The organism is Blautia sp. AF34-10 (assembly GCF_003477865.1).
Classification (GTDB): domain Bacteria; phylum Bacillota; class Clostridia; order Lachnospirales; family Lachnospiraceae; genus Fusicatenibacter; species Fusicatenibacter saccharivorans.
Genome location: NZ_QUED01000038.1, coordinates 1 through 15,161, shown reverse-complemented (window position 1 = coordinate 15,161; position 15,161 = coordinate 1). Strand labels below are relative to the sequence as shown.

General features: G+C 40.6%; 15 protein-coding genes and 1 pseudogene. 14 read left to right on the top strand and 2 right to left on the bottom strand.

The features are described from left to right. Window positions 1–136 precede the first annotated feature (136 nt). Window positions 137–1,006, top strand: coding sequence for a Shedu anti-phage system protein SduA domain-containing protein (locus tag DWZ60_RS15865; RefSeq protein ID WP_119222072.1), 870 nt, complete (start codon window positions 137–139; stop codon window positions 1,004–1,006). A gap of 141 nt (window positions 1,007–1,147) precedes the next feature. Here the strand turns inward: DWZ60_RS15865 and DWZ60_RS17140 are convergent, their stop codons facing one another. Together DWZ60_RS17140 and DWZ60_RS15860 are read right to left on the bottom strand one after the other, a co-directional pair. Continuing rightward, the gene (locus DWZ60_RS17140) at window positions 1,148–1,393 is read right to left on the bottom strand and encodes a hypothetical protein (protein WP_147342474.1); all 246 of its coding nucleotides are present in this window, start codon (window positions 1,391–1,393) and stop codon (window positions 1,148–1,150) included. Between the two features lie 176 nt (window positions 1,394–1,569). Continuing rightward, entirely contained in the window at window positions 1,570–1,950 is a 381-nt protein-coding gene (locus DWZ60_RS15860; protein WP_119198638.1) for a GNAT family N-acetyltransferase, read from the bottom strand. Window positions 1,951–2,984: 1,034 nt separating this feature from the next. On the opposite strand from DWZ60_RS15860, the gene DWZ60_RS15855 reads away from it, so the two are divergent. From DWZ60_RS15855 to DWZ60_RS20490, 13 genes and pseudogenes are all read left to right on the top strand, one after another. After that, on the top strand, window positions 2,985–3,527 hold the full coding sequence (locus tag DWZ60_RS15855) for a hypothetical protein (RefSeq protein WP_117804794.1): 543 nt from the start codon (window positions 2,985–2,987) through the stop codon (window positions 3,525–3,527). 371 nt (window positions 3,528–3,898) lie between these two features. Then, complete coding sequence (locus DWZ60_RS15850; protein ID WP_119222070.1) at window positions 3,899–5,296, top strand: ATP-binding protein; 1,398 nt, start codon at window positions 3,899–3,901, stop codon at window positions 5,294–5,296. A 154-nt stretch (window positions 5,297–5,450) separates the two neighbouring features. Further along, the gene (gene tnpA, locus DWZ60_RS17580) at window positions 5,451–5,792 is read left to right on the top strand and encodes an IS66 family insertion sequence element accessory protein TnpA (RefSeq protein WP_199669430.1); all 342 of its coding nucleotides are present in this window, start codon (window positions 5,451–5,453) and stop codon (window positions 5,790–5,792) included. Then, a complete protein-coding gene (gene tnpB / locus DWZ60_RS15840; protein WP_055227435.1) occupies window positions 5,785–6,138 on the top strand; it encodes an IS66 family insertion sequence element accessory protein TnpB in 354 nt (117 codons plus the stop codon). Before tnpA ends, tnpB begins: the two co-directional genes overlap by 8 nt. 151 nt (window positions 6,139–6,289) lie before the next feature. After that, window positions 6,290–7,825: an IS66 family transposase gene (gene tnpC / locus DWZ60_RS15835; protein ID WP_119222068.1), complete on the top strand. Its 1,536-nt coding sequence runs from the start codon at window positions 6,290–6,292 to the stop codon at window positions 7,823–7,825. Between the two features lie 358 nt (window positions 7,826–8,183). Then, window positions 8,184–8,363 (top strand): annotated as a pseudogene (locus DWZ60_RS15830) (AAA family ATPase); the annotation flags it as partial. 48 nt (window positions 8,364–8,411) lie between these two features. Next, complete coding sequence (locus DWZ60_RS15825; protein ID WP_118659248.1) at window positions 8,412–10,862, top strand: hypothetical protein; 2,451 nt, start codon at window positions 8,412–8,414, stop codon at window positions 10,860–10,862. A gap of 161 nt (window positions 10,863–11,023) precedes the next feature. Next, on the top strand, window positions 11,024–11,926 hold the full coding sequence (locus DWZ60_RS15820) for a sugar phosphate nucleotidyltransferase (protein WP_119222066.1): 903 nt from the start codon (window positions 11,024–11,026) through the stop codon (window positions 11,924–11,926). 18 nt (window positions 11,927–11,944) lie between these two features. Then, window positions 11,945–12,544 carry a VanZ family protein gene (locus DWZ60_RS15815; protein ID WP_243038369.1) on the top strand — a complete coding sequence of 200 codons (600 nt, stop codon included), beginning with the start codon at window positions 11,945–11,947 and terminating at the stop codon, window positions 12,542–12,544. Window positions 12,545–12,694: 150 nt separating this feature from the next. Further along, window positions 12,695–13,078 (top strand): SMU1112c/YaeR family gloxylase I-like metalloprotein, encoded by a 384-nt coding sequence (gene gloA2 / locus DWZ60_RS15810; RefSeq protein WP_118659246.1) that lies wholly within the window; start codon window positions 12,695–12,697, stop codon window positions 13,076–13,078. Window positions 13,079–13,145: 67 nt separating this feature from the next. Further along, on the top strand, window positions 13,146–13,994 hold the full coding sequence (locus DWZ60_RS18475; protein ID WP_243038368.1) for a hypothetical protein: 849 nt from the start codon (window positions 13,146–13,148) through the stop codon (window positions 13,992–13,994). Window positions 13,995–14,047: 53 nt separating this feature from the next. Next, the gene (locus tag DWZ60_RS15800; RefSeq protein ID WP_243038367.1) at window positions 14,048–14,383 is read left to right on the top strand and encodes a helix-turn-helix domain-containing protein; all 336 of its coding nucleotides are present in this window, start codon (window positions 14,048–14,050) and stop codon (window positions 14,381–14,383) included. A 178-nt stretch (window positions 14,384–14,561) separates the two neighbouring features. Next, window positions 14,562–15,161, top strand: a 600-nt coding sequence (locus tag DWZ60_RS20490) for a hypothetical protein (RefSeq protein WP_330422398.1), incomplete at its 3' end; no start/stop codon positions are given.

Below are 15,161 nucleotides of genomic sequence, written 5' to 3'. Positions count from 1 at the left end.
AAAGAATGATTGTTGTCCGTGATTTCACAAAAGAAGATTTGACTTCAAAGCAAGTTATTGAAAGATAATTGGCTTTACTTTTGATGGAACTAGCGGGATTACATTTCCATTATACTCTGATATATATGAAGATTTAATGGTTCCGACAAATGCAGGATTAGATAAGCTGATTGACTTAAAATGGAACTTTGCTGCTCAAAATAGTATGGTAAGTTTCAATTCACAGGGATTTGATATTGTAGAGGGACAATTTGTTAGACTAATTAATGGCATGTTTTTTGATGCAAAAGATGATGATTTAAAAACCAGAATTATAAAGTGGATTGATTTTATCCCTTGTCATTATAATGAGCCAGAAGAAGGAGAACTGGATGAGATTGGTTTTAGTTTGGAAGTATATGACAGATTATGGCAAGCTGACCTCTTTTATCAGTATCCGGAACCCGCAGATTTTAAATATGATAAGCTGCCTAAAATTAATAGGTTTATCGAGTTGTTTGGTAACTCTGAGAATTCGGAGCCAACTATTACCTCATTTTTAGCACAGCAAGAAAATCACTTTATTCTTAATATGGGATTTATGGGAACCGGAGTACATTCCCAAGTTAAGTGCGAGTGGCAGAGTGAGGAAAAAGACGAAATTATACCAGATTTTTTTGTTGTTAGAGCAAATGGATATGCGGATATTGTAGAGTTCAAATTACCAAAAGTTAAAAGAAATACTGTAGTTGGACGAAATAACCGTGAACAATTCAGTGCAGAGATTAATTCATACATCGCACAGACAAGAGTATATAGAAGTTATTTTGAAGATCCTAATAACAGAAGGTGGTTTGAGAAGAAATATGGATTTAAAGTATATAAACCCAAAAGATATTTGGTTGTAGGACGAAGAAATGATTTTGAATGCGATGAATGGATAGAAATTAAATCAGATTATACGGATGTGGAAATAGTTACGTATGATGACTTAGTTGACACAGTAGTTTCCCAATTCTATCAATAAAGAATTTAGCAAGGAGGATAAATGCCTAAAATAATATTACGATGCAACTACTTAAAGAATGCCCCACCTTCACATCTTGCCAATTACATGAACTACATCAGTACCCGTGAGGGTGTGGAGAAGGTAGACAGCACCAGCGCCTTACTGTACTGGTGCCGCATTCTTTTCTTTTTCAATCATTAAATCAAGATTAGAAAGATCCAGATCTTTAAATTCTACTCTTGTATTAGAACCTTCTTTGTGGATAATCATACTGGAAGCTATTTCTTCAAAATAACGCTCTTGTTCTTGAAGATACTCAACGGTCGGATGAAGAATATTCTGTCGAAGTCGTGAAGAATCTTCCTTAGATAAAATAATGGGACCTGTCATAACAGTATTGCGCATAATATTCTCCTTTCAATACCCTAATAAGTCAGCGGTCTGTTGTTCAAAATAATTTTTCACATACTGACTGTCCTTAATAAGGTCAATATACATGTATGTATTTACCGCATCAATATTCTTGCCCATCTCTTTAAATCCAATTTTTTTGTACCAGTCCACTTTTTCAGGTACTGCATTCAGGGTAATAAAACGAATTGGTAAAAATCAGTCCATTGCCGTGCTTCATTAATAATTTTTTCTAATGTTTTTGTCCCAATTTTATTCTTTTGATATTTTGTTCCTATTGCCAGATAATTTATATACAAACTGGGAAGAAATTCTCCAAAATCATCAATTTGATAATCAGATATTTCTGAAATACAATCATAAAAAGCGACATCCCGAAAGGTTATCATATAGTATCCCACTACGAGTGACTTATATTCAATTTCATATGCATAACACTGTTGCAGCAGTGTGGCAAAATAGGAATTTTCAACATACTCATTAATCGCAGGATTCCCACAATCAAAGTTATTAACCGCAGATGTCATCAATTTATATTGAAGCTCTGCCATATCTTCACCCTTTCTTTTGGTTTAATTAATAGTCTGTATTTTACCAAGACAGATCATTTGTGTTAAAATCCATAAAAATAATTAGAATTCTTACTTTTTTATGCTAATTTGGCATGCGTGATCAGCTTCACCTAAAAACACTATATCTTAAACTTCGGCACAAATATGCGTGGATTATTAGTGGCAATGTAAGAAATTTCCATGCCTTTACCGGTAGTTTCTCTATTAGATATGGGGTAATCCCTATCCCCTATATCAAACCCTGCGTGTGTTATTAACGCATACAGATCTTCTCTTTATATTTCATACTTTATTAGAATACAAACGTACATTATACTAAATTCCCCAGTCCACACATTACTTTAAGTATATCACAAGTCAGCAAATAAATCATCCTTGTATAAAATTATTTTCGGAGAAATTATGAAAGAAAAATCGTTTGTAAAAAAATAAAATTATATGATATCACAATTAAGAACAATACGGACACTGGAAATGTAAAAATCAGGATTTTTACCCCTGATACTATTGACGAATGCGAATTAGAGCGGATGAAAGTAATGCAATTAAACGAAGTACAAAAATTAGTGCGGAGTTCATATAAAGGAACAGTAACAATTTTGCTTTAATTTTCAGGTATGTCAGAGCGGCGAAATCAGTTGAAAGCGGCGGAGGAATACACATTGGGGTCAGACCCCATTAAAGATTACTAAAAAAGGGGAAGAAAGGATGTAGTTTTTAACTACATGACAACTATATACTATGATGCTATAATGGGATTAAAACAGGAAATGAGTTGGCATTGTACGATGAATCCGGTGGAATAGAAAATACAGGGATACGCCGACAGGTGATAAAGGAAATTACTGATTTTGCAAAAAAATATGATGTAAAAAAATTCTTCTCTTCGGATCAAGGCAAGAGGTGATTTTAAGCGTACGAGTGACATTGATTTAGCAGTGTCAGATGGAAAGTTTGATCGTTTTGCGCTTCATTAAAAATATGAAAAAAATATGAGACAGGAGGCGATTATAATGTACATATTCATACCATTTTTCTTTTTCATCTGGGGCGGTCTGACGGTGGCTTATTTTCATTTCGGATTTCAGCCAGAATGGCTTGCTACGATTCTGAATACGAGTTCCGCCGGCGACAGCGCAGCCAATGCTTTTATGCTCAGCACACGCGGTGGAATTTTTATCATCGGTGTCGGTGTTTTTTGCCTGATCTGGATTGTAGTTCGTCTTTGGCTTGGGATTGATAAATTCGAAGAACCTCAAGACTCTGGTTCTTTGCGCGAAGATATTGTGGAGATTTTTGACGCTTTGCTCACACCCATTCCATCGTATGAAGAGGAGAAAGAAACAGATCCACTTAGCTTTGGTGCACTCTTCGATGAACTTTCCAGTACATCTTCCTCGGAGCCGGAATATCTGAGTGACAGTGATGGCAAAAGCGTTCGTATCACCGGCCGCGGTTCTGATGTTTTTTATCTGGAAAACGGTGATGTTGTCTATACTACAGACGGTCGTGATTTCTATACGACAGATGATGATGTGTATCATCACTATGAATGAAGCGGGCGTATTTGAAAGCAGTGGAGCAGTACGTTTGCCACATTGGGGTCTGCCCGTGCGTCCAGCAAAGGGTATATAGTCCGGTGGGTGGAAGCCCCATCAAATAAGCTGCTAACCACAGCATTTGAAGCGAGTGTTGAGTCTGCCGCGGCAACGCTGCAGGCTAAGCGTAGACAGCAAGGTAACAGGGATAGCTAGTGAGCGCCGAAATCCCAAAAGAACCAGAGGGCCGACATCGTGGTCAGGATGGAAGGCAACATATGTACTTATCGTTATTTTACTTGACTTTGCAGACTATCTGATTTATTATACTCGTAAAGAAGTAACTTACGAGTTACTAACTCACGAGTATAATTATTGGAGGTGAGCAGATGAGTCAATTCTATTGCCGTGAGGATGAGCTGCGGAAACTGAATAAACGGTATGCAGGTGATAAGTTTGAGTGCATTGTCATCTACGGCAGACGGCGTGTTGGTAAAACGGCACTGATCAACGAGTTCTGCAAAGATAAGCCTACCATTTTCTTTTCTGCATTGAACACGACAGGAAAGGAAAATCTGGAAGCTCTCTCAAAGTCGATTATGAGTTTTGAGCGGCCGGATATGGAGTCTGCACCGGAGTTCAGGTCCTATGATGCAGCTTTGGATGAGCTGACAGCACTTTCAAAGGAAAAGAGGATTGTCTTTGTCATTGATGAGTATCCTTATCTTGCAAAAGCAAAACCAGCTATTTCAGCGATGCTGCAGCACATCATCGACCACAAATGGACAGAGTCCAAGATGTACCTGATTCTTTGCGGCTCCTCTATGAGATTCATGGAGAGTCAGGTGCTTGGAAAGGAAAGTCCGTTGTATGGCAGACGTACTGGCCAGTTTAAGATTGAGCCGCTAGACTATAAAGAAACCGCTGTGTTCCACCCAAATCTGTCTGCAGAAGACAATTCCCTGATTTATGGGATCACGGGAGGAGTTCCCCACTATATCAATAAGTTGGATGTGCGAGATAGTGTGGATGAAGCTCTGTTGGATAATTTCTTTGACCGCTCCAGCTATCTGTATGAGGAACCGGGGAACTTACTGAAGCAGGAACTCCGGGAGCCGGCCATTTATAATGCAATCATTAAAGCGATTGCAGAAGGTGCTTCCCGAATGAACGATATCAAGATGAAGGTCGGCGAGGAAAACTCGGTCGTATCGAAGTACCTGAAAACGCTGATCGACCTTGGCATTGCGAAGAAAGAAACACCGATTACAGAAAAACCGGGTAAGAAAACCATCTATCTGCTGGCTGATAACTTCTTCCGTTTCTGGTATCGGTTTGTGCCAATCAATATGAGTGCCATTGACTCTGGCAGAATTGCAAAGACCTATCCACACGCTGTAAAGCAGTATCTTCCTGATTACATGGGTCTAATTTATGAGAAGATGTGTCAGGATTACCTGCTCTATTATTCGGATAGCCTTCCTATTGAGCTGAGTGAAATCGGCCAGTGGTGGGGGACAGACCCGAAGAAGAAAAAGCAGATACAGATTGATATCGTCGGAACTCCTGTTGAGGGCAAAGACTATATCATCGGTTCATGCAAATACCGGAATGAGAAAATCGGTGTGGATGAACTCGATTTGATTCGGGATTATGCCTCAGTTTTTGGAAAGGGCAACAACTATCACTACTATATCTTCTCGAAAGGCGGATTCACAGATGGACTTCTTCAGGCACAAGAGAGAGGTGAAGTTCGGCTGATAACGCTGGAAGACCTTTACAAGTAAAAATTCTAATCAACCCTGCTGGTGAAAGCTGGCAGGGTATTTTTATACCCATTTTTAGCCTGTCTGCTCGTAAGTAGGTAATCATCCGTATCTGTTTTTTTGTTTTTTATTCTGCTACAATCTCCTTAAAACTCAGGAGGTATTCTATATCACTATGAATAAAGAAGAAAAAGCAAAACTCTGGTCTGACCGTATCCAACAATACCAGACCAGTGGACAAACATGTAAACAATGGTGTACAGAAAACGGTATCCATTTATCTACGATGGGATATTGGATCCGCAGATTTGCAAAAGAAGAGCCGGCATCCGAATCTGAACAGGATATGGTCTTTGTCAGACTTCCATCTGAACAGGAAGCTGCCAGGAAGCTGCTCTCTGAGGAATCTTCATCGGTGCGTATTTTTATTTCAGACAGTATCCGTATTGAAATATCTGATTCCTGCAGACCGGAACTGATGGAATCTATACTGGGATTCCTGCAGCGCCATGCTTGACCTGGCAGGAGGAACAACGGTATATCTTTCCTGCGGAGTCACTGATCTGAGAAAAAGTTACAATGGTCTGGCCGCCATCATCAAATTAAAATTTCACCTCGACCCATACTCACGCTGCATGTTTGCGTTCTGCAACCGTCGGCGTACTTCTATAAAGATCCTTCAATGGGACGGATCCGGATTCTGGATCCTGATGAAACGGCTCGACCGTAATGCTTTTCACTGGCCGGATACTCCAGATGAACTCCGTCAGGTGACTCTGAAAGAGATCCACTGGCTGTGTGACGGGCTCTCTTTAAATCCCAGGGGTGCATTTGAGGAACACCATCCAAAGATCATCCTGTAAGCATAAGACAGCGGAGCTGTCAATCCCGTAAAAATCATGAAAAACATGGCATTCCCAGCGTATTTCCTATATCCGGAAACGCAGTTTTTTATAGGAAAACAGCTGGAACCATGATATACTTTTTATAACGCTAAAGCAGGGAGGACAGGACATGGAACCGATCTTTACAGATAAACAGCTGAATAACATGAGCCGTGAAGATCTGATCTCATTGATGAAGATCGTACAGGAACAGACAAAGAAGAAGGATACAGAGATCCAGCTGCTGAAGGATAAACAGAAAGAACTCGAATTCTTAAATGCCATGCTCTCTGACCGTCTTACCCTTGCGCAGAGAAAACAGTTTGGGGCATCCAGTGAAAAGTATGCCGAAGGCTATGAACAGATGAACCTGTTCAATGAGGCGGAAGCCAATGCGGATGCGGAAACAGAGGAACTTTTTGAAGAGATCCGGCCATCCTCTTATAAATGTAAAAAAAGAAAAGGAAAGAAGGAAGAAGATCTTTCCAATTTTGAGACCGTTGCGACCAGGACCTATAAACTGGAAAGGGAAGCCCGTTACTGTCCGGAATGCGGATCCATGAAACGTCCGGAAAAAGAACCTTCCCTGATCCGTGGGAGCATTGCTACACCTTCCCTCGTAGCAGGTATCATGAACGCTAAATATGTAAACGGGATGCCTCTGGCACGTCAGGAAAGAGAGTTTGCCAGATATGATCTCGATCTCTCCACAAAGACTATGGCGAACTGGATCATAAACTGTGCAGACAGATACCTGAAACCGCTGTATCAGCTGATGAAAGAGGAACTTCTGGAAAGCAGATATATCCATTGTGACGAAAGCCGGATCCAGGTACTCGGAGAACCGGATCAGAAAGGGACGACCCAGAACTGGATGTGGGTATATCTCACGGATGAATTCAGTGGTTCCCCGCAGATGGTACTCTTCGATTATGAAAGGACCCGTGCGGGATATCATCCTGTAAACTTTTTAGGGGACAGGTTTCATGGGTATCTGACCTGTGATGGATATCAGGCTTATCACAGTTTAGGAGAAGGTATCATAGTAAGCGGGTGCCTTACCCATGCAAGACGACGTTTTGATGCAGCCCTCACAGCATTAAAAAAAGACTTTACAAAAGAACAGCTAAAAGAGACCATTGCATATCAGGCGATGTCAAGGATCGGGATCCTCTATAAGATCGAGGAAATGATCCACAATAAAACACCGGAAGAAAAATATGAGGAGCGCCAGAAACAGTCCCGTCCAGTTATGGATGCCCTGTTTGAATGGCTGCATACGATGGAAGATTCTGTAGACAGGTCTTCCCTTATTGGTGATGCCATTTTGTATACGCTTAATCAGGAAGCATATCTGAAACGCTATCTGGAAGATGGCCATCTCAGTATAGACAACAACAGTGCAGAACGTGCATTGAAAAACTTTGCAGTGGGACGCCGCAACTGGCTGTTTGCCAAAAGTGTACGGGGAGCTGGTGCCAGTGCCCTTGTTTACAGCATTACAGAAACGGCACTTCTGAACCATCTGAAACCATACGCATATCTGACTTATATATTGGATGAACTCAGAAAAATGGGAGCTTTTCCTAAAGAGAAAGAGTTAAAGAAACTGCTTCCATGGTCAGAAGATCTTCCGGAATACTGCCGTACTAAACTAAAAAAATAATACTAAGCCATCTGATATAGAATTTGGCAGACAGCCAGAAACAGTATCAGATGGCTTTTATAAAATGTCAATATACGGATGATTACCTACTTACGTATAGACATCCGGAAAAAGCTTGCGATCCGGGAGCGTCTGGGAGGTATTTGACAAAACACTGTGGGAGAAGTAGACTATGAGAAAACAATCTGGTCAAGTTCATAGCAGGGAATCTTCTGCGACTCTCCAACTGACAGTAAGTTTACTCTATCAAGAAGATAGGATCAACTTGCCATTTGAGTTCCCAGATGGTAAAATCAAAATACACTGGGATATAATATCCTTTGCCTGTTAGTATAGCTTCGGAAAGGAGCGTTGAAGAATGGCAGCGACGTTAAAACTTCCGGTTGGTATCGAAGATTTTAAGAAAATTCGCCGGCAGGGTTTTTACTATATTGATAAGACAAGACTAATTGAACAGTTTCTTGACAGATGGGGAAAGGTAAATCTTTTTATAAGGCCCCGCCGTTTTGGTAAGACCGTTCTATCGTTTACGTTTGAGAAAAGATAGCAAATTTGACACTGCCCTTACAAATGAGGAGGATGTTCTATGGAACTAGAAAAAATATACCAAGCGATTATAACTGGTAGAGCAATGCTGATTACTGGTTCAGGTGCTCATATGACAGCATTGGGGATGAATGGGGAAAAATTTCCGTCAGGTGTTGCATTAGCGGAAAGACTTTATAAATCTGCTGGAATTGTGAACCCGGAAAATCCATATGATTTGCAGGATGCAGCAGACAGTTATTTGGAAACAAAAAGCTCGGATGAATTAATTGCAGAGTTAAAGAAGGTACTGTATGTCTCGAAAGTACAGAAAGAACATGAAATATTATATGGACAAGACTGGCAGAGAGTTTACACTACCAATTATGATGAGGTGCCGATTTTAGCATCCAAGGATATGGAAGAACCGCTTTATGCGGTTACCCTTTCTGATGATGTCAAGTTGGAAAAAAGTAAGAAAAAACAATGTGTTTATATTAATGGATATATAGGAAATTTGAGTGAGCGAACACTTCAATCGGAATTCCGTTTGTCAGGTCGAAGCTATGCTTCTGAAAGCTTGAATCAGAACGCATGGGGCGCTATTTTTTCGGATGATTTGACAACGGTTGAATGTGTAGTTATTGTGGGACTTTCCTTAGATTATGATTTGGATCTGAAAAGATTAATTTATGCACAGAATGTGCACGAGAAAATAGTATTTATTGAAGATAGTAAAATTTCAGAAGATAAGAAACGAAAGTTAAAGAGATATGGAACGGTTTATGCGATAACAATGGAAGAATTCACGAAAGGATTAGATAAATATAAAAGTGATCATCCAATGCCTGTCAAAATGACAGATTTTCATATTTATCAATGCTTTGAGGTGGCCAGGGAAAAAAATACCATAGAGAAAGCTACTTCTCTCGAAGTTCATAATTTTTTTATGACCGGTCAGAGTGTAGATAGCTTATGGCATACCGATAGAGGAATCTATGATAATTTAATTTTTCGAAAGCAACTAAAAGAAGTAAAAGAGGATTTGAAAAATAATTGTAGAGTTATCTATGTACATGCTAATTTGGGAAATGGAAAAACGATTTTCGCAGAATGTTTGAAGCATCTGTTTGAAGACGAAGGGTATCAAATTTTTACTTTAAAAACAGTTTATATGAAAAGCTTACCAACGGACGTTCAGCATATTGTCGAAAGCCCAGGAAAAAAGTTGGTTATTATAGAAAATTATTATAATTACATTAATGTATTGGAGAAATTTGCTTTTTATTCCCTGGAAGACGTTCAGTTTATTTTGACAGCACGTACGGTTCTGTATGATACTCGGATTCGGGAAGCAAATGAAATATTAAAAGTGGGGGAAGGTGAGAGTAAAGTCATTGATTTAAATAAACTGAATGAAAAAGAATTAAACGTCATGAGCAATATTTTGCGAAATAATGGCTTATGGGGAAATTTGAGTAATCTTTCCAGATCGGAAAAGAAGAAAAGATTAAAAGACAGAAAATGGGGAAATTCAGAGTTTCAGAGTATTCTTGTAGATGTTGTGAATTCTACGGATATGAAGAATAAAATAGAAACAATCGTTTCAGGTATAAAATCAGTTTCTGTGTCATATTATGAAGTCCTTATTTTAGCATTACTGGTAAAAATCATGAGCTTAAATATAGATGCACAGGATATTGGTAAAATTATCGGAGTTAACGCGGCGTTTGATCCGCGTTTTACACAAGATGAAAATGTACAGGAGATTTTAGATTTTTCGAAGGAAGCAACAGATTTTCGCATTAAATCGGCTGTTACAGCGAATTTGATCCTGAAAGAATTGGACTGTAATGATGTGATTATAAAAGTATTGGAATTGACGGCAGAATACGCGAATCGATATCGAACGATTAATCGTTATGAGAACATTTTAAAAAATATTATATCGTATTCGCATGTAAATACATTCCTTTTAAAATCGGGTCAAAAGGAAAAGTTTTTGGTGAATTATTATGATAGCCTGAAAGAGTTGGAGTATTATAGGGAAAATACATTTTTTTGGCTTCAGTATGCGATTGCTTGTGCGAATATCGGAAAGTATGATCTGGCACAACGTTTTCTGGAAGCTGCATATAGTTTCTTTCACGATTCTGAATATACAGTTCCATTTCAGGTAGATACACAGCAGGCAAGACTTTATTTATTGCGTATTGAAAATGAAAAAAACGTGGATGTGGCAGATTACTTTGAAAAAGCCCATCTTCTGTTGATGAAACCGGCAGTTTCTCTGAAAGACAATGAGGAAAAACAAATTCAGTTATTGAGGAAATATGTAGCTCCAGCAGTATTAAAAAAATTGCCGTCGGATTTTAAGGACAGATATCGGAGATATTGCGGAGAAGCATACAACAAAGTGCATGAATTTTTGAAGAAGAACAGTTCTGTACAGGTGATAAAAAATTATCAGAGAATGGAAAAACAGTTATTGAAAGCTTCTCTTGTGAAATAAGAATTATCTGAGGTCTGGAACGTCGTCGAAATAGGATTGCGTGAGGAAAAAGCGATGCGCAGAGCTTCGGAACGGATTTTCGGAGTAGTATTTGAGAGAGAAAATATGCTTTCGGTAAGTGTTAGAAAATACGAGGAGAGGAACATTATGAAAACAACATTATGAAAACAACATTACTTATCATGGCCGCCGGAATCGGCAGCCGTTTCGGAACAGGAATCAAGCAGTTGGAGCCGGTAGATGCTTCGAATCGTATCATCATGGACTACTCAATCCATGATGCAATCGAGACCGGTTTCAACCATGTAGTTTTTATTATCCGCAAGGATATCGAGAAGGAGTTCAAAGAGGTGATCGGTGATCGCATCGCCGCGATCTGCGCCGATCATCAGGTAACGGTAGACTACGCGTTCCAGGATAGTAACGACATCCCGGGCACTCTGCCGGAAGGCCGTACAAAGCCGTGGGGAACCGGTCAGGCCGTGCTTGCAGCAAAGAATATTCTTAGCACACCGTTCATCGTGATCAATGCCGATGACTACTATGGCAAGGAAGGTTTCCGTGCCGTCCATGAGTATCTGGTAAATGGCGGCAAGTCCTGTATGGCTGGCTTTGTGCTGAAAAACACGCTGTCCGATAACGGCGGCGTAACCCGTGGTATCTGCAAAATGGATGAGCAGAACAATCTGACCGAGGTTGTGGAAACCAAGAATATTGTAAAGACCGCAAACGGAGCGGAGGCAGATGGCGTGGCTGTCGATGTGAATTCGCTGGTTTCTATGAATATGTGGGGTCTGACTCCTGATTTCCTTACCACATTGGAAGACGGCTTCCGGGAGTTCTTTGAGAAAGAGGTACCGGGCAATCCTCTGAAGGCAGAGTTTCTGATCCCGATCTTCATTGGTGAGCAGCTGGAGCAGGGAAAGATGTCTGTGAAGGTTCTGAAAACCAATGATACCTGGTACGGTATGACCTACCATGAGGATGTCGCAGCAGTAAAGGACAGCTTCAAAAAGATGCTGGAAAACGGCGTGTACAAGGCAGATCTCTTCTGTGATCTGTAAACCATGATGCAGGGAACCATGGAGTTGCTCGGAAAAATCATCACAAATATTTTGACGGCTTTGTATGAACCATTTGGATTTTCGCTTCTGCTTTCTTTTATGACTATGTTTTTTTACCTGTATGCGTATGAACCGGGCGAAGCGGGCAAAGGCTGGAAGAGCGCTCTGGTGACATGGTACGAGAGGTTCAAAGGAAGCGTGTTCTTTCGAAAATTGTTTCTATTGGTATTCGTGACGTCGATGATCCTGTTCCGAACGCTGTTGAATCGAAATTTGTGGTTGAATCCGCTGTCCAATGTTTTGGACGGATGGGGCATCTGGAAGACAGTGAATGGCGAGCAGGTGCTGACAACAGAGGGCATCGAGAACGTCATTATGATGGTGTCGTTCACCGGTGTGCTTATGTGGACATTCGAAGAAAAGACAGGAAACGGCTGGAGGAAGATACTGTGGCATAGCGGAAAGACAGCGTTGATCTTTTCGGTAAGTATTGAGACGCTGCAATTACTGCTTCGCCTGGGTACGTTTCAGCTGTCGGACATCTTCTATAATACAGTTGGTGGAGTGATTGGCGGGTTGATGTACTACGGAATCAGGAAGGCAAGAAAGCGTCTATAGAAGAGTATTGTTTTGTGGTAGAAAAAATAAATGCCGTGTGTGGAACACAGGCTCTCCCCGGAGCTGAGGCGCACACGGTATATTTTGAGAGCTGATATATAGTTTGTAACGGAAATAAAATGAGATAGAAGAAATGGAGTGTGACAAAAAATGAACTTATCTAAAATACATCATATTGCAATCATCGTATCCGACTATGAAGCCGCAAAGGATTTCTATGTGAACAAGTTGGGATTCTCTGTCATCAGAGAAAACTATCGCCCGGAGCGCAAGGACTGGAAGCTGGATCTTCGTGTCAATGAACACACGGAGCTGGAGATTTTTGCTGAGGAAAACCCGCCGAAGCGTGTGAACCGCCCGGAGGCATGTGGCTTGCGTCACCTTGCCTTTTGCGTGGAGAGTGTGGAGCAGACAGTGAAAGAACTGGCAGAGGTGGGAATTAAATGTGAGCCGATTCGTGTTGATGATTATACCGGCAAGAAGATGACCTTCTTCCATGACCCGGATGGACTGCCGTTGGAGCTGCATGAGTAAAGAGGTGGACAAAATGATATTTCGTAAGGCAGAAAAAAAAGCTTTCAATGAGCTGGTGCTGTGAGTTATGGGAGAGAAAAGAGCATATAACGCCAGAAAGCCTGGCGGCGGTCGAAAGAAGTTGAAGCCTGAGTATGATGCCGGGGAGAATCTGAAAGAACAGATGGATGCTGCTGTGGCGCTTTATGAGGAGGATTGCTCCCTCCAATCCATCGCAGATGCTCTGGCTCTAAACCCCATCAAAGTAAGAAAGCTGCTTATCACGGCTGGTGTGTATGAATCGGAAGTGGCGGAGAAGGTACAGGATACCTTTGAGGAGTATCGAGAAACACAGAACTATAAAGAAGCCATCCTCTCAACCGCAAATACTCTTCAACTCTCCAAAGCCTCCGTCACCTCATACCTGCCATATCAGAAAGGCGTGTACTTCCCGAGTACAGCAGATAAAGAGAAAATCAGTGTTGGAGCAGAGCGGCAGCGGAGATACAGAGTGATAAGAAAACTGAGATCAGAGCCGACAGAGGAGCACCTGTGGGAGACGGTCTTGCTTTATTGTGGTGTGCAATTTAAAACCTATTCCGGCTTACCCTTTACCTATGAAATACGAAAGGGCAGAAGCGGCGAATATACAAAGGAATTGTGGATCGACCGCCGAGGGAAGAGCAAAAGCCTGGCGTGGAGTTCTGTGCTGCTGGCACTGGGGAATATCAAAAAGGTAGGAGAAGTAGTTGAGCGACCAAAGGCTCTGAGTGACATCCGGGGTGTGACTTACATCTATGGGATGTTCTATCGCTTCGGACTGATCGATGTGCCGAAAGAAGTGAAGGAAAAGAAAAATGATCGAGGCAATAAAAAACAGAAGAAGGGAAGAGAAGATATGCTTGAAGAAAATATAAAATTTTTTAGGAGACTTTAAAAATCCTATCATTTATGATATGATCTATATAATATATGCGAGAGGAAAAATATATGGATTACGATATTGAAATGAATAAGAAGGATTACCAAAGAGAAAAAGAAGCTCGTGCGAAGCGGTTGGAAGCATATGCGGAAGCGATTCAAACGATCACTTTGCAGAAATCGTCCAAAGTGATAGAAGAACTTATAGAGGAGAGACGCAGGCAGGGGCTGACACAGCAGGACTTAGCGGATATGACGGGAATTCTTGCACCGAATCTGGCGCGGCTGGAGAGCAGAAAAAGGGTTCCAACACTGGTCGTGCTGCAAAAATACGCTTCGGCGTTAGGAATGCACATTGAAGTAAAATTGTGTGATGGAACAGAAGAGGAGGAAAAGAAAAGCTGATTTGTTTCCCAGCGAAGAGATGTGAAGGAATTTAGTTTTGATTCACATGACAACGATAGGGTATGATGCTATAATGAGTTTAAAAATAAGAAACGGGGTGACGTTACATGATGTATCCATATATGACACTGGCAGAAGAAACGGAGATTGTTCATTCACAAATCGTTGAAAAGATGGAATGAAAAAATTGATTGTAAACTTTGAACGGCCGAAAGAAGATGGATTTGATTCGGCAAGATGTGAATTGCCTGATTACAAATGGACAGAACGTCAAGGGTATTCGGATGAAGAAATAGCAATGTTTGAAGAACTCCTGCATAGTAATGCTCATTTGCTATACCGGTATGCAGAGAATGGGGGGATTGGGGTGAAGAAAGATGGACAAAAAATAGCATTGATAGAAAAAAAACTCAAATACAATTTCCTGAAAAAAATTATTATTAGATTTGATTATGATGGAATGGATGATACAGAGCTGGACCAGGTAATATCTAGCATAAGTATGGAATTAAAAAAGCATGATTATACGAGCAGGACTGTTGAGACTGAAAAGGAAATGCAGTTTGAATTCAATGATCCTGAAAGTGGCGATTATGCTGGACTGTATGGAAAAAAGATACGTGAGCAGAAAGTATTTGTATTTCATAATGAAAATCCACAGATAAAATTAAGCATATCATCGTCTTGTGCATGTATTTCTATTGAAGAAACAAAATACGTGGATTGTTTGAAGCATTGTGATATGCTTTGGAAGGTGATGTCAATTATAATATCTGAG